13 protein-coding genes are annotated in these 18941 nt (G+C 68.2%); all 13 read right to left on the bottom strand.

Features of this window, described 5'->3' with window-relative positions; translation table 11 throughout:
- Positions 1 to 122 precede the first annotated feature (122 nt).
- The 13 genes from AC1DWJ_RS09835 to AC1DWJ_RS09775 all read right to left on the bottom strand — a co-directional run bounded on the left by AC1DWJ_RS09835 (position 123) and on the right by AC1DWJ_RS09775 (position 18938).
- Complete coding sequence (locus AC1DWJ_RS09835; protein ID WP_477620694.1) at positions 123 to 4001, bottom strand: DNA-directed RNA polymerase subunit beta'; 3879 nt, start codon at positions 3999 to 4001, stop codon at positions 123 to 125.
- 99 nt (positions 4002 to 4100) lie between these two features.
- On the bottom strand, positions 4101 to 7577 hold the full coding sequence (gene rpoB, locus AC1DWJ_RS09830) for a DNA-directed RNA polymerase subunit beta (protein WP_477620693.1): 3477 nt from the start codon (positions 7575 to 7577) through the stop codon (positions 4101 to 4103).
- 401 nt (positions 7578 to 7978) lie between these two features.
- Positions 7979 to 8617, bottom strand: coding sequence for a hypothetical protein (locus tag AC1DWJ_RS09825; protein ID WP_477620692.1), 639 nt, complete (start codon positions 8615 to 8617; stop codon positions 7979 to 7981).
- Between the two features lie 25 nt (positions 8618 to 8642).
- Positions 8643 to 9197 (bottom strand): hypothetical protein, encoded by a 555-nt coding sequence (locus AC1DWJ_RS09820; RefSeq protein WP_457253860.1) that lies wholly within the window; start codon positions 9195 to 9197, stop codon positions 8643 to 8645.
- Positions 9194 to 10465: an MlaD family protein gene (locus AC1DWJ_RS09815; RefSeq protein ID WP_477620691.1), complete on the bottom strand. Its 1272-nt coding sequence runs from the start codon at positions 10463 to 10465 to the stop codon at positions 9194 to 9196. The genes AC1DWJ_RS09820 and AC1DWJ_RS09815 overlap by 4 nt, the downstream gene beginning before the upstream one ends.
- Positions 10462 to 11736: an MCE family protein gene (locus AC1DWJ_RS09810; protein ID WP_477620690.1), complete on the bottom strand. Its 1275-nt coding sequence runs from the start codon at positions 11734 to 11736 to the stop codon at positions 10462 to 10464. The genes AC1DWJ_RS09815 and AC1DWJ_RS09810 overlap by 4 nt, the downstream gene beginning before the upstream one ends.
- Positions 11733 to 12995, bottom strand: coding sequence for an MCE family protein (locus tag AC1DWJ_RS09805; RefSeq protein WP_477620689.1), 1263 nt, complete (start codon positions 12993 to 12995; stop codon positions 11733 to 11735). The genes AC1DWJ_RS09810 and AC1DWJ_RS09805 overlap by 4 nt, the downstream gene beginning before the upstream one ends.
- Positions 12995 to 13966: an MCE family protein gene (locus AC1DWJ_RS09800; protein ID WP_457253865.1), complete on the bottom strand. Its 972-nt coding sequence runs from the start codon at positions 13964 to 13966 to the stop codon at positions 12995 to 12997. The genes AC1DWJ_RS09805 and AC1DWJ_RS09800 overlap by 1 nt, the downstream gene beginning before the upstream one ends.
- The gene (locus AC1DWJ_RS09795; protein WP_457253866.1) at positions 13963 to 15012 is read right to left on the bottom strand and encodes an MCE family protein; all 1050 of its coding nucleotides are present in this window, start codon (positions 15010 to 15012) and stop codon (positions 13963 to 13965) included. Before AC1DWJ_RS09795 ends, AC1DWJ_RS09800 begins: the two co-directional genes overlap by 4 nt.
- Positions 15009 to 16322 (bottom strand): MCE family protein, encoded by a 1314-nt coding sequence (locus AC1DWJ_RS09790; protein WP_477620688.1) that lies wholly within the window; start codon positions 16320 to 16322, stop codon positions 15009 to 15011. The genes AC1DWJ_RS09795 and AC1DWJ_RS09790 overlap by 4 nt, the downstream gene beginning before the upstream one ends.
- Positions 16323 to 16325: 3 nt before the next feature.
- Positions 16326 to 17153: an MlaE family ABC transporter permease gene (locus AC1DWJ_RS09785; protein ID WP_457253868.1), complete on the bottom strand. Its 828-nt coding sequence runs from the start codon at positions 17151 to 17153 to the stop codon at positions 16326 to 16328.
- 16 nt (positions 17154 to 17169) lie between these two features.
- Entirely contained in the window at positions 17170 to 17940 is a 771-nt protein-coding gene (locus tag AC1DWJ_RS09780; protein WP_091788887.1) for an MlaE family ABC transporter permease, read from the bottom strand.
- A complete protein-coding gene (locus tag AC1DWJ_RS09775) occupies positions 17937 to 18938 on the bottom strand; it encodes an ABC transporter ATP-binding protein (RefSeq protein ID WP_457253870.1) in 1002 nt (333 codons plus the stop codon). Before AC1DWJ_RS09775 ends, AC1DWJ_RS09780 begins: the two co-directional genes overlap by 4 nt.
- Positions 18939 to 18941 lie beyond the last annotated feature (3 nt).

Genomic DNA, 18941 nt, shown 5'->3' with positions numbered 1-18941 from the left:
GTGACCACTCGGCCGCCACCTGGCTCGGGGCGCAGGTCGGCACCGGCGACGGCACGCCAAAGGGCGGGTATGCCGCGTGGTGACCACGCGGCATACCCGCCCTCAGCGGTGGTGCTTGCTGACTAGTCGAGACCCAGCTCGGCGTCGTCGAGGCGGATGGCCTCGCCGGAGCCGGGACCGAACACCGGGTAGTCGTACTCGTAGCTGGGCATCGAGTACATCGCGGCCTTGGCCTCTTCGGTGGCCTCGACCTTGACGTTCCGGTAGCGCGGGAGACCCGTGCCGGCCGGGATGAGCTTTCCGAGGATGACGTTCTCCTTCAGACCCAGCAGCGGGTCCGACTTGGCGTTCATCGCGGCCTCGGTGAGCACGCGGGTCGTCTCCTGGAAGGAGGCGGCCGAGAGCCAGGAGTCCGTGGCCAGCGACGCCTTGGTGATACCCATGAGCTCGGGGCGACCCGAGGCCGGGCGGCCACCCTCGGCGACGACGCGACGGTTCTCGGTCTCGAACCGACCACGCTCGGCCAGCTCACCGGGGAGCAGGTCGGCGTCGGCGGACTCGATGATCGTGATCCGGCGCAGCATCTGGCGGACGATGACCTCGATGTGCTTGTCGTGGATCGACACACCCTGCTGGCGGTAGACGTGCTGCACCTCGTCGACGAGGTGCATCTGCACCGCACGCGGGCCGAGGATGCGAAGGACCTGCTTGGGGTCGATCGAACCCTGGGTCATCCGGTGGCCGACCTCGACGTGGTCGCCGTCGGCGATCAGCAGACGCGCACGCTTGCTCACCGGGTAGGCGTGCTCCTCGGAGCCGTCGTCCGGGGTGAGCATGATGCGACGGGTCTTGTCGGTGTCCTCGATGGCCACCCGACCGGACGCCTCGGCGATCGGGGCGACACCCTTGGGGGTGCGCGCCTCGAACAGCTCGACGACACGGGGCAGACCCTGCGTGATGTCGTCACCAGCCACACCACCGGTGTGGAAGGTACGCATCGTCAGCTGGGTGCCGGGCTCACCGATCGACTGGGCCGCGATGATGCCGACGGCCTCGCCGATGTCGACCAGCTTGCCGGTCGCGAGCGACCGGCCGTAGCAGGCGGCACAGGTGCCGACGTGCGACTCGCAGGTGAGGACCGAGCGGACCTTGACCTCCTCGACGCCAGCGGCGACGAGGGCGTCGATGACCACGTCACCGAGGTCGATGCCGGCCTCGGCGAGGACGGAGCCGTCCTTCTCGACGTCGGCGGCGAGCGTGCGGGCGTAGACCGAGGTCTCCACGTCGTCGTGCTCGACCAGGGCGCCGGCCGCGTTCTTCTGTGCGATCGGCATGGTCAGGCCACGCTCGGTGCCACAGTCGTCCTCGCGGATGATGACGTCCTGCGAGACGTCCACCAGACGACGGGTCAGGTAACCCGAGTCGGCGGTACGCAGCGCGGTGTCGGCAAGACCCTTACGCGAACCGTGCGTCGAGATGAAGAACTCGAGCACGGACAGGCCCTCGCGGAAGTTCGCGCGGATCGGTCGCGGGATGATGTCGCCCTTCGGGTTGGACACCAGACCACGCATACCGGCGATCTGCCGCAGCTGCATCCAGTTACCACGCGCACCCGAGGACACCATCTTGTAGATGGTGTTGGTCTTCGGGAGGTTGGCCTCCATCTCCTTGGCGACCTCGTTGGTGGCCTGGGTCCAGATCTCGATGAGCTCCTGGCGACGCTCGTCGTCGGTGATCAGACCGCGCTCGTACTGGACCTGGACCTTGGTGGCCTTGGTCTCGTAGCCCTCGAGGATCTCGAGCTTGCGCGGCGGGGTCACGACGTCGGAGATGGCGACCGTGGTGCCCGAGCGGGTCGCCCAGTGGAAGCCGTACTCCTTGAGCGCGTCGAGGGACGCAGCCACCTGGACCTTGCTGTAGCGCTCGGCCAGGTCGTTGACGATGGTCGAGAGGCGCTTCTTGTCGACGACCGCGTCCACGAACGGGTAGTCGACCGGCAGGGTCTGGTTGAACAGCGCCCGGCCGAGGCTGGTCTCGACGATGAGCGAGGCCACCTGGCCCTGCTCGTTCGCCTCGACACCCTCGCCCAGCTCCGTGCCGGGGATCGGCACGACGTCGAGCAGGCGGATCTTGACCTTGCTGCCGAGCTCCAGCTCGCCGGCGTCGAACGCCATGCGGGCCTCGGAGACCGACGAGAACGCGCGGCCGGAGCCCTTGCCGTTCTCCACCTCGGAGGTGAGGTGGTAGAGCCCGATGATCATGTCCTGGGTGGGCATGGTCACCGGACGACCGTCGGCCGGCTTGAGGATGTTGTTGCTCGAGAGCATGAGGATGCGGGCCTCGGCCTGCGCCTCGGTGCTCAGCGGCACGTGCACCGCCATCTGGTCACCGTCGAAGTCGGCGTTGAAGGCCGAGCAGACGAGCGGGTGGATCTGGATGGCCTTGCCCTCGACCAGCTGGGGCTCGAAGGCCTGGATGCCGAGTCGGTGCAGGGTGGGTGCGCGGTTGAGCAGCACGGGGTGCTCGGTGATGACCTCTTCGAGGACGTCCCACACGACCGGGCGGGCCCGCTCCACCATGCGCTTGGCCGACTTGATGTTCTGCGCGTGGTCGAGGTCGACCAGGCGCTTCATCACGAACGGCTTGAAGAGCTCGAGCGCCATCTGCTTGGGCAGACCGCACTGGTGCAGCTTGAGCTGCGGGCCGACGACGATGACCGAACGGCCGGAGTAATCGACGCGCTTGCCGAGCAGGTTCTGGCGGAACCGGCCCTGCTTGCCCTTGAGCATGTCGGACAGCGACTTGAGCGGACGGTTGCCGGGGCCCGTGACCGGGCGGCCGCGACGGCCGTTGTCGAAGAGGCTGTCGACAGCCTCCTGGAGCATCCGCTTCTCGTTGTTGACGATGATCTCCGGCGCACCGAGGTCGAGCAGTCGCTTGAGTCGGTTGTTGCGGTTGATCACGCGACGGTAGAGGTCGTTGAGGTCGGAGGTCGCGAAGCGGCCACCGTCGAGCTGCACCATCGGGCGCAGGTCCGGCGGGATGACCGGGACGGCGTCGAGGACCATGCCGGAGGGCTTGTTGGTCGTCGCCTGGAAGGCGGTCACGACCTTGAGCCGCTTCAGCGCACGGGTCTTCTTCTGGCCCTTGCCGGTGGCGATGATCTCGCGCAGCAGCTCGGCCTCGGCCACCAGGTCGAAGTCCTCGAGGCGCTTCTGGATCGCCGCGGCGCCCATGCCACCCTCGAAGTACAGACCGAAGCGGTCACGCATCTCGCGGTAGAGGATCTCGTCGCCCTCGAGGTCCTGGACCTTGAGGTTCTTGAACCGGTCCCAGACCTGCTCGATGCGCTCGATCTGCATGTCGGCGCGCTTGCGGATCTGGTTCATCTCGCGCTCGGCGGACTCGCGGACCTTGCGACGGGCGTCAGCCTTGGCACCCTCGGCCTCGAGCTCGGCGATGTCGGACTCGAGCCGCTTGGCACGGGTGTCGACCTCGGAGTCGCGCTTGTTCTCGTACTCCTTCTTCTCCACCTCGATCTGCGCCTCGAGCGAGGGCAGGTCCTTGTGACGCTGCTCCTCGTCGACGGACGTGATCATGTAGGCCGCGAAGTAGATGACCTTCTCGAGGTCCTTCGGGGCGAGGTCGAGCAGGTAGCCCAGGCGCGACGGGACGCCCTTGAAGTACCAGATGTGGGTGACGGGGGCGGCGAGCTCGATGTGGCCCATCCGCTCACGACGCACCTTGGCGCGAGTGACCTCGACGCCACAGCGCTCACAGATGATGCCCTTGAAGCGGACCCGCTTGTACTTGCCGCAGTTGCACTCCCAGTCCCGGGTGGGGCCGAAGATGCGCTCGCAGAACAGGCCCTCCTTCTCGGGCTTGAGCGTGCGGTAGTTGATCGTCTCGGGCTTCTTCACCTCGCCGTGGCTCCACTGGCGGATGTCGTCCGCCGTGGCCAGGCCGATGCGCAGTTCGTCAAAGAAGTTGACGTCGAGCACGTGGTTCCTTCTTCCGTGTCTCTAGCTAGAACTTAAGGGGTTGGTCGTGAGGGGAGGTATGCCGCGTGGTCACCGTGGCGGTGAGCACGCGGCATACCGTCAGACCTCTTCGACCGAACTGGGCTCGCGCCGGGACAGGTCGATGCCGAGCTCCTCCGCCGCGCGGAAGACGTCCTCGTCGGACTCCTTCAGCTCGATGGAAGTGCCCTCGCTGTTGAGCACCTCGACGTTCAGGCACAGCGACTGCATCTCCTTGATGAGCACCTTGAAGGACTCGGGGATGCCGGGCTCCGGGATGTTGTCACCCTTGACGATGGCCTCGTAGACCTTCACGCGGCCCTGGACGTCGTCGGACTTGATCGTGAGCAGCTCCTGCAGCGCGTAGGCGGCGCCGTAGGCCTCCAGTGCCCACACCTCCATCTCACCGAAGCGCTGGCCACCGAACTGAGCCTTACCACCCAGCGGCTGCTGCGTGATCATGCTGTAGGGGCCGGTGCTGCGGGCGTGGATCTTGTCGTCCACGAGGTGGTGCAGCTTGAGGATGTACATGTAGCCCACGGACACCGGCTCGGGGAACGGCTCGCCGGAGCGGCCGTCGAAGAGCCGGGACTTGCCGGAGCCGTCGATGAGCCGGACGTCGTCGCGGGTCTTGGTCGTCGAGTCGAGCAGACCCACGATCTCGTCCTCGCGCACACCGTCGAACACCGGCGAGGCGACTCGCGTGCCGGCCGGGGCCGAACGCGCGTCCTCGGGGATGAGCTTGGCCCAGTCCGGGTTGCCCGCGATCTCCCAACCGCGGGAGGCGGCCCAGCCGAGGTGCAGCTCGAGGATCTGTCCGACGTTCATCCGACCGGGGACACCGAGCGGGTTGAGCACGACGTCGACGGGGGTCCCGTCCTCGAGGAACGGCATGTCCTCGACCGGCAGGATCTTGGAGATGACGCCCTTGTTGCCGTGTCGGCCGGCGAGCTTGTCACCATCGGTGATCTTGCGCTTGTTGGCGACGTAGACGCGGACCAGCTGGTTGACGCCCGGGGGTAGGTCGTCGCCTTCGTCCTTGTCGAACACCTTGACGCCGATGACCGTGCCGGTCTCGCCGTGGGGCACCTTGAGCGACGTGTCGCGGACCTCGCGGGCCTTCTCACCGAAGATGGCGCGCAGCAGGCGCTCCTCCGGGGTCAGCTCGGTCTCACCCTTGGGCGTGACCTTGCCGACGAGCAGGTCGCCGTCGCGGACCTCGGCACCGATGCGGATGATGCCGCGCTCGTCGAGGTCGGCGAGGACCTCCTCGGAGACGTTCGGGATGTCCCGGGTGATCTCCTCCGGCCCCAGCTTGGTGTCGCGGGCGTCGACCTCGTGCTCCTCGATGTGGATCGAGGAGAGGACGTCGTCCTGCACCAGGCGCTGGCTGAGGATGATCGCGTCCTCGTAGTTGTGGCCCTCCCACGGCATGAACGCCACGAGCAGGTTGCGGCCCAGGGCCATCTCGCCACCGTCGGTCGCGGGACCGTCGGCGATGACGCCGCCGGCCTCGACCCGGTCGCCCTCGTTGACGACGACGACCTGGTTGTAGGACGTGCCCTGGTTGGAGCGCGCGAACTTGGCGATCCGGTAGGTGCGGGTCGAGCCGTCGTCACCGGCGACGGTGACGAGGTCGGCGGACACCTCGGTGACCACGCCAGCGGTCTCCGCACGGACGACGTCGCCCGAGTCGAGCGCGGCGCGGTACTCCATGCCGGTGCCGACCAGCGGAGCCTCGGACTTGACCAGCGGCACCGCCTGGCGCTGCATGTTCGAGCCCATCAGGGCGCGGTTGGCGTCGTCGTGCTCGAGGAACGGGATCAGCGCGGTCGCGGCCGACACCATCTGTCGGGGCGAGACGTCCATGTAGTCGACGTCGGCACCGGGGATGTAGTCGATCTCGCCGCCCTTGGTGCGGACGAGCACGCGGTCCTCGGTGAACAGGCCGTCGTTGTTGATGACGGCGTTGGCCTGCGCGATGACGTGCCGGTCCTCCTCGTCGGCGGACAGGTAGTCGACCTTGTCGGTGACCTTGCCCTTGACGACCTTGCGGTACGGCGTCTCGATGAAGCCGAAGGCGTTGATCCGACCGTAGGAGGCGAGCGAGCCGATCAGGCCGATGTTCGGGCCCTCAGGGGTCTCGATCGGGCACATGCGGCCGTAGTGCGACGGGTGGACGTCACGGACCTCCATGCCGGCGCGGTCACGGGACAGACCACCCGGGCCGAGGGCCGACAGACGCCGCTTGTGCGTCAGGCCCGCGAGCGGGTTGTTCTGGTCCATGAACTGCGACAGCTGGGAGGTGCCGAAGAACTCCTTGATCGAGGCCACCACGGGGCGGATGTTGATCAGGGTCTGCGGCGTGATCGCCTCGACGTCCTGCGTGGTCATGCGCTCGCGGACGACGCGCTCCATGCGGGACAGGCCGGTGCGGACCTGGTTCTGGATCAGCTCACCCACGTTGCGCAGGCGACGGTTGCCGAAGTGGTCGATGTCGTCGACCTCGACCGGCACCTCGTCGCCGTTCTTGCCGGCGAGGGTGGACTCACCGGCGTGCAGCGCGACGATGTACTTGATCGTGGCGACGATGTCGTCCACGGACAGCACGGAGGCGCTGAGCTCGGCGGCGACGCCCAGCTTGCGGTCGATCTTGTAGCGACCGACCTTGGCCAGGTCGTAGCGCTTGGGGTTGAAGTAGAGGTTGTCCAGGAGGGTCTGGGCGGCCTCACGGGTCGGCGGTTCGCCCGGGCGCAGCTTGCGGTAGATGTCGAGCAGCGCGTCGTCCTGGCCGGCCGTGTGGTCCTTCTCCAGGGTGAGTCGCATCGACTCGAAGTCGCCGAACTCCTCGAGGATGTCGGCCTCGGACATGCCGAGGGCCTTGAGGAGCACCGTGACCGACTGCTTGCGCTTGCGGTCGACGCGGACGCCCACCATGTCGCGCTTGTCGATCTCGAACTCCAGCCAAGCACCGCGGCTCGGGATGACCTTGGCGGTGTAGATGTCCTTGTCGGACGTCTTGTCGGGCGTGCGCTCGAAGTAGACGCCCGGGCTGCGGACCAGCTGCGACACGACGACACGCTCGGTGCCGTTGATCACGAAGGTGCCGCGCTCGGTCATGAGCGGGAAGTCGCCCATGAAGACCGTCTGGCTCTTGATCTCGCCAGTCGTGGTGTTCATGAACTCCGCGGTGACGAACAGGGGCGCCGAGTAGGTCTGGTCGCGCTCCTTGCAGTCTTCGATGGAGTACTTGACCTCCTCGAAGCGGTGGTCGCGGAACGACAGCGACATGGAGCCGCTGAAGTCCTCGATGGGAGAGATTTCCTCGAAGATCTCCTCGAGGCCGGAGCGATCCGGCACATCCCCACGGCCAGCGGCCTTGGCCTCTGCGACACGGGCCTGCCAGCGCTCGTTACCGAGCAGCCAGTCGAAGCTTTCCGTTTGCAGCGCCAGGAGGTCGGGGACCTCGAGGGGTTCGCGGATCTTCGCGAACGACAGACGGCCGGAAGCCGTCCGTGCGGTGGACACAGTCTGAGTCGCGTTGCGCGAGGCAGCCAAGGAGGGGTCCTTCCACGGGCCTTGTCTTAAAACTGATGGTTCGAAACCGGTGCAGCGCCAGCCGCCAGCCGGACCACGCAGGAGACTGGGCCACGAATCCGTGCCGCAGGGCACGACGAAGGGCTGAGGTCTGAGGTGAGGTCAGGAAAGAGGGCAGCGCAAAGGGTTACCATACACGAAAGAGGGCAGCCTCGTCCAACCGTGTCCAGCGGGCTCGCGCCACGAACTGTCGACGGGGGTCAGGCCCGGGCCACAAGCCGCGGGCTGATCCGACGCAGATGAGGATGACGCGCCAAACCCCCCACGTCAAGACAATCTCGGCGCGCGTCGCCGAACGGACTGCGGCGACGCACCCGGGAGGGGTACATCGCCGCAGGTCAAGAGGGCTGTCCGGGGGTGTCCTAGAAGGCCGCGACCTTGCTGATGAGCCAGCGGTCGCCGACCTTCGACATCGTCGCGATGACGCGGTTCTGGTCGACGACGGGCTGCTTCTGGTCGGTCCCGACGCGCGCCTGGTTGACGAACGCGAGCACCGTGACGGTGGTGTCGGAGGAGCTCATCACGCCGATGTCGGAGACCTTGGCCTGCACGACGGTCTGGTTCTTGACCGCGAGCGGCGTGATGTCCTTGGCCATCGCGGCGCTGAACTCGCCCTTGAAGGACCCGGTCAGCAGGCCCTCGATCTGGGCCGCCTGGGCGTCGATGGTCTTGTAGTTGTAGCTGAGCATCTGCTCGATCGACGTGCGGGCCTGGCTGGCCGCCGCCCGGTCGGTCCGCGCCTGGGCCGCCGGGTCGCGCAGGCTGACGCCAGCGACCGTGCCGAGCAGCGCGAGCACCGCGACGAGCGCGACGACCGGCGCCAGCCAGCGTCGACGACCGGCGGTGCCCTGCGTGCCGACCGGTGCCGTGGCGGCGGTCCGCTTCGGAGCCGGCTTCGTGGGCGCCGGCTTCGTGGCCGCCGAGGTATGCCGCGTCAGCGGCTTCGGCTCGACGGGCCCCTGTGCCTGCGGGGCGCGGGCGCGCGAGCGCTCACCGGCCACGCGGGGACGTTGCCGCACTGTGGTCTCAACCGACGAACTCAAGGTTCTCCACCTTCCACTCGTCGCCGACCATCCGCAGGTCGAGCCGCATCCGGTAGGTCTTGGTCTCGCCGTTGGGGACGGCGGTGTTCTTGGTCGGCGCGACCACCCCGACGAGGGCGACGGCCGAGTCCTGGTCACCGGAGACCAGGGCGGCCTCGGTGCGCGCGACGCTCGACTGGGTCTTGTTCGCGACCAGCACCTTGCTCAGGTCGGCGGCCGAGGTCGAGTAGCTCTTGAGGAACTCCCCCGTCGCACCCGCCTTGACCCGCGCCACGTCGGCGTCGACCTGGGTGTAGTCGACGGTGACGAAGTTGATGGCCAGCTGCTTGGCGGCAGCCACGGCAGCGGCGTTGGCCGCCTCGGTCTGCCGCGCGGCATACCAGTCGCGACCGCGGGTCGCCCCGAGCGCGATGCTCGCCACGAGCGCCACGGCCACCACGATCCAGAGCATCCGTGGGGTGAGGCGCAGCGCCTTGACGCGGTCGCCAGGCGTCAGGAGCGCCGGCATCGGGTCGGCAGGGGTGGTGATGGTGCTCATCGAGCAGCCTCCTTCATGATCCACAACCACGAGGACTCGCTGCTCTCACCTCCGGACGGAGGAAGAGGCACCGACACTTGTGGTGTTGCCATGCCCAACGACGCAGCCATCCCCGGGGATACGGGTTGGTCGCCGAAAGCGAAGGGAACGGTCGAGTTCGTGCTCGACGACGGCCCGGGAGCGTTCTGGGCGCCGCGCACGCTGGTGCCGGACCCGCGGGCTGCGGTGCACCGGGCGGCGGTGTTCGCCTTGGCGTCGCTCGTCACGCTCGGGCTGCGCCGCTTCGTGCCCTGGTAGCCCTGGGTGCAGACCGGCGGGTCGTGCGCGAGCGCCAGCCCGAAGTGCGCGGAGCCGTCGCCCGGCACCACCGTGTAGCCACCGGCCACGACGTCGGGGTACGTGACCAGCAGCTGCTGGATCCCGTCGACCCGCGAGGTCGTCACCTGGCCGATGGTGATGAGGTTGGCGAGCAGGGCCGCGAGGTTGCCGCGGTTGTCCCTGACCAGGGTGTCGAGCTCCTTGGAGGCCACCGCGCCCCGGTCGAGGATGAGCCGCAGGTCGCCGTCGGAGGACTTGAGGGTCTCGGACAGGTCGGCGAAGTTGCTCGCGAACACCTTGACGTCGCCGGCGGTGTCGCGCTGGGTGTCCAGCACGATCCGGCCGTCGTCGATCAGCTTGATCGTCTCGGGGAGCGCCTCGGTGGCCGACTTGGTGAGGGCGTCGCCGCTGTCCAGCAGGCGCTGGAGGTCCTCGCCTCCGTCGGCGAAGCCCTTGCCCAGCTCGTCGACGACGGTCGACAGGTCCTGCTTGTCCACCGAGTTCACCGTCTGGTCCAGGTCCAGGAGGAGCGTGTCCACCCGCAACGGGTAGGCCGTGTCCTTGCGCGGGATCGCATCGCCGTCGGCGAGGTCGGGACCGTGGTCGCTGCGCGGCTGGAAGTCGAGGTACTGCTCCCCCACCGCCGACCGGTTCTCGACGACGACCTTGGTGTCCTTGGGGATCTTCACCCCGCGCTCGAGCTTCGCGTCGACGATGACGCCGTCCTTCGACAGCCGCAGGTCGTCGACCCGTCCGACGGTGACGCCGCGGTAGGAGACCTCCGACCCGACGAAGATGCCGCCGGACTGCTCGAAGTCGGCCGTCACGTGGATCTGTCCACCGGCCACGCGGTCGTAGAGCCCGACGTAGCGCGCGGACAGCAGGGAGACCGTGAACAGGGTGATGAGCAGGAAGGCGACCAGCTGCACCCGTACGGTCCGGCGGATCATGCGGCACCGCCGTAGTAGAGCGAGCGCCACGACTCGTCGGACGACCCGGACTCCTGGGCCGGTGCGCCCAGCGGGCAGCCGACGATCGGCGGGCAGCTGGTGCTGCTGCTGGTCGAGCTGCCGGTGGGCAGGGGGGGCAGTCCGGGCAGCGGCGGGACCGGCGGCAGGGGAAGGCTGGGGGTCCCGGTCGGCAGGCTGGGGCCACCGGGCGGCGTGGTCGGGACCCCGAGGTTGCCGGCGAGGTTCTTCAGGTTCAGGTCCATGTCGACCGACATGTTGGTGAAGTCGCCCTTCATGGCACCCGTCGTCGCGTCGGAGAACGGGTAGGTCAGCAGCAGCTGGAGCGACTTGGGCAGGTCGTCGCCGGCCTTGGTCAGCTGGGCCAGGATCGGGGCGAGCGCCTTGAGGTTCGCCGCCGTGTCGGCCTTGCTCTGCTGGATGACCTGGGTGCCGACCGCTCCGAGCCGGCTGAGCGCCTGGAGCATCTGGACCAGCTGGGTGCGCTGATCGGCCAGGACCTTCAGGCCCTTCGGCAGGGCCTCGAGGGCCGCGGCGATGTCGTCCTTCTGGGCGGCCAGCTTGCCGGCGAGCTTGTCGATGTTGTCGATCGCGCGGACGATCTCGGCCTTCTGGTCGTCGAGCCCGCCGACGAAGGTGTCGAGCTGCTTGATGACGTCCTTGATCTCGGCCTGGTTGCCGCGCATGGCGTTGTTGAGCTCGGACTCGATCACCTTGAGCTGGGCCACCCCGCCACCGTTGAGCAGCAGTGAGAGCGCGCTCAGGACCTCCTCGACCTCGGGGTTGCGACCGGTCCGCGCGAGGGGGATGTTGTCGCCGTCACCGAGGTGGCCCTCGGGCGCCGTCGAGGGCGGAGCCGAGAGCTGGACGTACTTCTCGCCGAGCAGCGAGGTCTGCTTGAGCTCGGCGACCGCGTTGTCCGGCAGGTCGATGTTCTTGGGCAGCCGCAACGTCACCCGCGCCGTCCAGCCGTTCAGCTCGATCTTCTCGACCGAGCCGACCGTCACCTGGTCGACCTTGACCGACGACTGGGGCACGAGGTCGAGCACGTCGGCGAACTCCGCCGTCACGCGGAAGATGTCGCCGCGGTTCGCGGCCCCTCCGGGAAGGGGGAGGTCGAACGCGCCCTGGCACCCCGACACCCCGAGCAGGGTCGCGACGACGACGGCGCCGGACAGGAGGCGGCGGCCCCGCGGCATACCGGTGGCTCGTGGTGCGTGGCTGTTCATCGGGCTGTTCATCGGGCTGTTCATCGGGATCCCTCCAGCAGGCCGCCGAGGGTGGGGTCGGCGCCGCGCATCTGCACCATGCCGGCCGCGGAATCGGTGGGCGTCACGGCGGTTGCGGTCTGCGACTGCGGCAGCGCCGACAGCAGGTCGAGCGGCAGCTTCACGCCGAGCTTGTCGGCCTGGTCGAGGAGGTCCTCGATCGGCTTGAGCGCGCCGCTGACGGTCTTGCACAGGGACGCCGGCTGGCCGCCCTCGGTGATGAAGCTGCAGATCAGGTTCTGGAGCTTGAGGTTCTCGTTGACGTTGGCCCGGGTGTCGAGGGTGCCCGTGTCGGGGTTGTAGGCGTTCTGCAGGTTGCTGATCGCGACCGGGGCGTTGGTCAGCGTCTCGGCGAGGGCGTCCCGCTGCTCGGCGATCGTCCCGGTGACCGACGCGAGCTGCTTGAGGTTGGTGGTGAGGCCGGCGCGGTTGTCGTGGACGAACGAGCTGACCTCGCTGAGCGCGACCGCGAGGTTCTTCAGGGCGGCCGCGAGGTCGTCACGCTCGCCGTCGAGCTGCTCGGAGACGTTGGCGAGGTCGCTGTTGAGGCGGCGCACCTGGCTGTCGTTGGTGGCGAGCATCGTGGTGAAGGCCTGGAGGTTCTTCACCGTGCCGAACAGGTCGTTGCGGCCACCGGAGAGGGTCTCCAGGGCCCTGGACAGGTCACGGTTGGTGTCATGCAGCTTCTGGCCCTGGCCGTCGAGGTTCTTGGCGCCCGTGTCGAGCAGGTCGGCGAAGGCCCCGTCCTTGTTGGCCCCCGTCGGGCCGAGCGCGACCAGCAGGTCGTCGAGGCTCGAGGAGATGCGGTCCAGCTCCACCGGCACCGCCGTGTGGTCCAGGCCGATCGTGGCGTTGTCCTTCAGCACCGGGCCGGACGTGTATGCCGGGAGCAGCTGGATGTAGCGGTCGCTCACCAGCGAGGGGGCCACGACGGCCGCCTTGGCGTCCGCGGGCACCTTGTACTTGCGGTCGAACTCGAACTTCACCTCGACCTTGTCGCCCTGTGGCGTCACCTCGGTGACCTTGCCGACCGCGACGCCGAGGATGCGGACGTCGGAGCCCGGGAAGAGCCCGACGGCGCGGGTGAACTCACCGGTGACGTGGACGTTGTCCTGTCGCGGCCAGAAGGCGTAGGCGCCGGCGACGAGGGCGACCACCACGAGGGCGCCGACGACCTTGGGGACCAGCCCGAGCCGCGGAAGTCGCGGCAGGTTCGGCAGGCGCAGGGCGGGCAGGCGCTTCATCAGTTGCCTCCCGGGGAGACGGGGGTCGTGAGGTTCGCGATGTAGGTGTCGAACCAGCGGCCGTTGCCCAGGACGTTGGAGAACAGCCGGGTGAACGGCCCCATCGCGGCGATGGTGTCGCTGAGGTCCTGGTCGTGCTTCTGGAGCACGGCGAGGACCTTCGTCAGCTGGTCGAGCGCCGGCTTGAGCTCGGTGCGGTTGTCGCGCACCAGGCCGGTGATCTGCTGGGCCATCGCCGAGGTGTTGGTGAACAACGTGTGGATGGCATCGCGACGGGCGTTGAGCTCGACCATCAGCAGGTCGGCGTTCTTGATGATCGACTCGACCGCCTTGTTGCGCTGCGCGATCGTGCCGCTGACGGTGTTGGCCGAGGCCAGCAGGTGGCGCAGCTCGTCGTCCCGCGAGGCGATCGTGTTCGAGAGCCGGCTCAGTCCGTCGAGCGCCGCCTTGACGTCCGGCGGGCTGTCCTTGAACTCGGTCGCGAGGGTGGTCAGCGACTTCGCGAGCTGGTCGGTGTCGATCTCCTCCGAGGTCGTGGCGAGGTCGGCGAACGCGTTGACGATGTCGTAGGAGGAGACGGTCCGATCGAGCGGGATCTCGCTGTCCTCCTTCAGCTGGCCGCCACCGGCCGGCTCGAGCGCGAGGTACTTCGCGCCGAGGAGGGTCTTCATCCGCACGCTGGCGCCGGTGCGGGTGCCGAAAGCCACCGGCTCGGTGACCCTGAAGTCGACGAGGACGTGGTTGCCGGCCAGGTCGACCTTCTCGACCTTGCCGACCTTGACTCCGGCGATCCGGACGTCGTCGCCCTTGATGAGGCCACCGGCTTCACTGAAGGCCGCGCGGTAGTGGTCCCCGCCGCCGACGAACGGGATGCTCTGGATGTTGAACGCGAGGAAGAGCACCAGGCCGATGGCCAGCAGGCCGGCGGCACCGATCGGGACGGGGTTGCGCTCACGGAAGGGGATGCTCATGACGAGCACCTCGCTCCGGACAGGCCCGCGGGCTTGTCGACCGGGATCTTGACGGCCGGCGCACCCTTGACCGGCGACGGCACGACGATGGTGCCGCTGAAGTCGCACAGGTAGAAGTTGAACCACGAGCCGTAGGTGGCCGTCCGGGTGATCGTGTTGATCTTGCCCGGCGAGGTCGACAGGAACTTCTCGAAGGTCGCGGTGTTCGATGGCTTGTTGAGGTTGGCGCTGAGGTCGTGCAGGTGCGCGATGTCGGCCTTGATCGAGGGCCGGGTGACCTTGAGCAGGTCAGCGGTCTCGGCGGTCAGCGAGTTGATGTTCGTCAAGGAGGCACCGATCGTGGTGCGGTCGGCGGCCAGGCCCGAGATGAACCGCTGGAGCTGGTCGATCAGCTCCTTGAGGGCGGCGTCGTGGGCGTCCACGGTGCCGAGGACGGTGTTGAGGTTGGAGATCGTGCGGCCGATCACCTCGTCACGGTCGGCCAGGGTCGAGGTCAGGGAGGCGGTCTTGGACAGCAGCGAGTTGATGTTGCCGCCCTCCCCCTGCAGGACGCTGATGATGTTGGTCGACAGCTCGTTCACGTCCTTGGGCGAGAGCGCCGCGAAGAGGGGCTTGAACCCGTTGAACAGCACCGTCAGGTCGAGGGCGGACTGCGTGTGGTCGAGCCCGAGGGTGGCGCCGTCCTTGAGCGGGCTCGCGCCACCGACGTCCTGGGTGAGCGCGATGTAGCGCTCGCCCACGAGGTTGCGGTACTTGATCGTGGCCGTGGTGCCCTGGGTGAGGACGCTGGTCTTCAGCACGTTGAACTCGACCGTCGCGTGCACGCGGTCGGAGGCCACCGCGATCGACTTCACCTCACCGACGCGGACGCCTGCGATGCGCACCTCCTGCCCGTTCGCCAGACCGGTGACGTCCTCGAAGACGGCGCGGTAGGTCGCCTTGTCGCCGAACTGGGTGTTGGCGATGGTGGCCGCGAGAGTGCCGGTGGCGAAGAGGGTCGCCACCACGAAGATGATGAACTTCACGAGGCTGGAGCGGGTGTTCATCGTTGGTTCACCACCGTTCCACGCAGCATCGGGCCGGCGAGGAGCGTCGTGATGGCCGAACGCCTCCCGTCCGCGGAGAGCAGGGCCGCCACGACGTCCTGCTCACCCTCGGTGCCGGCCAGGCCGGAGTCGGCGCCCACGATGCTCTGGCCCGAGGTACCGGAGAACATCGAGGGCAGGGCGCTGCCGGCAGCCGAGCTCGGGTGGTTGGTGCCGTCGTCGAAGTGGTTGCCCCTCCACGGGTTCTCCTGCGTGCCGAAGCGACCAGGCAGTCCCTGACAGCTCGGGCCGCGGCGCTCGCCCCAGCGCGGCTCCTCGCCGGGAACGTACCCGGGGCGCTGCTGGGTGACCTCGAGGGTGATGTGGAAGGTCTTGTCGCGCCAGGCCTCGTCGATCCGGGGGATCCAGTTGGTCATGGCGGTCGCGATGCACGGGTACTGCGGCGAGTACTTCGCCAGCACCTCGACCGTGGGGCGCTGCACGGCCCCGACCCGGATGATCCGCTGGCCGTTGGCATCGAGGAAGTCGGCGGTGGTGTTGGCGAACCCGGCCGTCCCGGCCAGGAAGCCCGACAGCGCGTCCTTCTTCTCGACGATCGTCGTCGAGGTGGTGATCAGCGCCTTCGCGGCGCGCACGAGGTCCGGTGCCGCCACGGCATACGTGCTCGCCAGGTCGGCGAGGCCACTGATGTCGGCCTTGATGACGGGCAGCTTGGGGTTGATCTCCTTGAAGTAGGAGTCCACGAGGACGAGGTTCTGGCCGAGCTGGGTGCCCCGACCCTCCAGGGCAGTGGCCAGCGCGTTGAGCGTGGCGGACAGCTTCTCCGGCTGGACGGTGCGCAGCAACGGCAGGAGGTCCTCGAACACCCGCTCCAGCTCGATCGCCACCGAGGTCCGGTCCTGCCCGATCGTGTCGCCCTTGGCGATGTGGCGACCACTGGCCTCGGTGGGGGCCACGAGGTCGACGAACCGCTCACCGAACAGCGTCTTGGGCAGCAGCCGGGCCGACACGTTGGCAGGGATCAGGTCGACCATCTCCGGCTTCAGCGCGAGCTGCAGGCGGGCGCCCTTGCCGGTGGTCTCGATCGAGCGGACCTCGCCGACGATCAGGCCGCGGATCTTGACGTCGGAGGCGGTCTGCAGCTGCGACCCGATCCGGTCGGTCAGCAGGTTGACCATGACGACGGAGGTGAACCGCTTCTGGAACGACGCGACCGACAGCCCGACGAGCAGGCCGACGACGAGGATGAACCCCACGCCGTAGGCACGGTTGCCCAGGCGTGAGAGTGCTCCAGTGGATGAGTCAGCCATGGTTCAACCCGCGATCCGTACGGTCGTCGTGGCGCCCCACACTGCGAGCGAGAAGAAGAAGTCGACGATGTTGATGGCCACGATCGAGGTCCGCACGGCCTTGCCCACGGCGACGCCCACGCCGGCCGGTCCACCCGACGCGTTGTAGCCGTAGTAGCAGTGGATCAGGATGATCACGACGGCGAACACCATCACCTTGAGGAAGGAGAACAGCACGTCGATCGGCGGCAGGAACAGGTGGAAGTAGTGGTCGTAGGTGCCGGCCGACTGCCCGAAGTAGTGCACGACGATGAAGCGCGTCGCGCCGTAGGACGACAGCAGCCCGAGCACGTAGAGCGGCACGACGGCGACGAAGCCCGCGATCATGCGGGTGGTCACGAGGAACGGCAGCGACGGGACGCCCATCACCTCGAGGGCGTCGACCTCCTCGGAGATCCGCATCGCGCCGAGCTGGGCGGTGAACCCGCAGCCCACGGTGGCCGCGAGGGCCAGCCCGGCGACCAGGGGCGCGATCTCACGGGTGTTGAGGTAGGCCGAGACGAAGCCGGTGAACGCCCCGGTGCCGAGCTGGTTGAGCGAGGAGTAGCCCTGCAGCCCGACCTGGCTGCCGGTGAAGAAGGCGAGGAAGGCGATGACGCCGACGGTGCCGCCGATCACGGAGAGGGCGCCGGAGCCGAGGGAGACCTCGGCGAGGAGGCGCATCACCTCCTTCTTGTAGCGGCGGAGGGTGCGCGGGCTCCAGGCGAGCGAGCGGATGTAGAACCGCATCTGCTCGCCGAGGCTGTCGAGCGCCTCCACGGGGCGACCGGCCAGGTCGAGGACCTTGCTCATCGTCGATGCACCTCCTTCAGATCTTCTGGGGGACGACTTGGAAGTAGACGGCGCTCGCCACGAAGTTCACGACGAACAGGAACATGAAGGTGATGACCACGCTCTGGTTGACGGCGTCGCCGACCCCCTTGGGACCACCGCCGGCCGTCAGGCCCTTGTAGGACGCGACCACCGCGGCGATGAAGCCGAAGATGACCGCCTTGATCTCGCTGGTCCAGAGGTCGGCGAGCTGGGCGAGCGCGGTGAACGACGCGATGTACGCGCCCGGCGTGCCGCCCTGGATGATCACGTTGAAGAAGTAGCCGCCTGCCACGCCGACGACCGACACGAGCCCGTTGAGCAGCAGCGCGACGAGCATGGCCGCGAGCACACGGGGCACGACGAGGCGCTGGATGGGGCTGATGCCGAGCACCTCCATCGCGTCGATCTCCTCGCGGATCTTGCGCGAGCCGAGGTCGGCACAGATGGCGGAGCCACCGGCTCCGGCGATCAGCAGCGCGGTGACGATCGGCGAGGCCTCACGGATGACGGCCAGGACCGACGCGGCACCCGTGAAGGACTGCGCGCCGAGCTGACGGGTCAGGGTGCCGAGCTGGAGGGCGATGACGGCCCCGAACGGGATCGAGACGAGCGCGGTCGGGACGATCGTGACCGAGGCGATGAACCAGCACTGCTGGATGAACTCCTTGGTCTGGAACGGCCGCTTCGGCAGGGCCCGGATGACGTCGAGCACCAGCGCGAAGAGCGACCCGCTCTGGCGCAGCGCACCGATGGCTGGGTTGCTCATGCGACCGTCGCCCCCGCAGGTTCGGTCGGCTCGGAGTAGCGCACCCCGGGAACGCCGGCGTTGTGCGACTGGAACGAGCCGGGCGGCGGGGTGACGCCGTTGTCGCGGCACCACTGGCCCGCGGGACGCTCGCCGCGGCGAGGCGCACCGTCGCTGGTGCCCAGCTGCAGCGGGATCGGCGGCAGCGGCGGCAGCTCCTGGCCGGACCGCGCCTCGGCGGCGAGCTCGTCGGCGTCCTTCTCCTCGGACATGCCGATGGGGCCGATGGTCTGGGCGTTGAGGAACTGGCGCACGACCGGCTCCTCCGAGCTCAGCAGCATCTCGCGCGGCCCGAACATGGCGAGGTGCTTGTGGTAGAGCAGGCCGATGTTGTCCGGCACGGTGCGCGTCGAGTTGATGTCGTGCGTGACGATGAGGAAGGTCGCGTCGATCTGGGCGTTCAGGTCGATGAAAAGCTGGTTGATGTAGGACGTGCGCACCGGGTCGAGGCCGGAGTCCGGCTCGTCGATCAGCAGGATCTCGGGGTCGAGCACCAGGGCGCGGGCGAGGCCGGCGCGCTTGCGCATCCCACCGGAGATCTCGCCGGGCAGCTTGGACTCGGCACCGGTGAGGCCGACCAGGTCCATCTTCTCCAGCACGATGTTCCGGACCTCGGACTCGGACTTCCGGGTGTGCTCGCGCAGGGGGAACGCGACGTTGTCGTACAGGTTCATCGAGCCGAAGAGCGCGCCGTCCTGGAACAGCACCCCGAACAGCTTGCGTACCTCGTAGAGGTCGTTCTCGCGCAGCCGGGTCAGGTCGCGTCCCTCGATCATGATCGAGCCGGCATCCGGCTTGAGCAGCCCGACCAGCGTCTTGAGGAACACCGACTTGCCCGTGCCCGACGGGCCAAGCATCACGGAGATCTCGCCTGCGGGGAGGGTGAGGGAGACGTCGTTCCAGATGACCTGCGACCCAAATCGCTTGGTCAGGCCCTCGACCTTGATCTCAACGCCCACAGC

The organism is Pedococcus sp. P2_D7, from assembly GCF_056404295.1.
Note: the sequence above shows the minus strand (reverse complement) of the source record. Positions and strands in the feature narration are given on the sequence as shown.

Coding starts and splice junctions, on each gene's coding strand:
- AC1DWJ_RS09820 (WP_457253860.1), bottom strand. CDS start 9,197: ATGAGCACCATCACCACCCCTGCCGACCCGATGCCGGCGCTCCTGACG.
- AC1DWJ_RS09815 (WP_477620691.1), bottom strand. CDS start 10,465: ATGATCCGCCGGACCGTACGGGTGCAGCTGGTCGCCTTCCTGCTCATC.
- AC1DWJ_RS09810 (WP_477620690.1), bottom strand. CDS start 11,736: ATGAACAGCCCGATGAACAGCCCGATGAACAGCCACGCACCACGAGCC.
- AC1DWJ_RS09805 (WP_477620689.1), bottom strand. CDS start 12,995: ATGAAGCGCCTGCCCGCCCTGCGCCTGCCGAACCTGCCGCGACTTCCG.
- AC1DWJ_RS09800 (WP_457253865.1), bottom strand. CDS start 13,966: ATGAGCATCCCCTTCCGTGAGCGCAACCCCGTCCCGATCGGTGCCGCC.
- AC1DWJ_RS09795 (WP_457253866.1), bottom strand. CDS start 15,012: ATGAACACCCGCTCCAGCCTCGTGAAGTTCATCATCTTCGTGGTGGCG.
- AC1DWJ_RS09790 (WP_477620688.1), bottom strand. CDS start 16,322: ATGGCTGACTCATCCACTGGAGCACTCTCACGCCTGGGCAACCGTGCC.
- AC1DWJ_RS09785 (WP_457253868.1), bottom strand. CDS start 17,153: ATGAGCAAGGTCCTCGACCTGGCCGGTCGCCCCGTGGAGGCGCTCGAC.
- AC1DWJ_RS09780 (WP_091788887.1), bottom strand. CDS start 17,940: ATGAGCAACCCAGCCATCGGTGCGCTGCGCCAGAGCGGGTCGCTCTTC.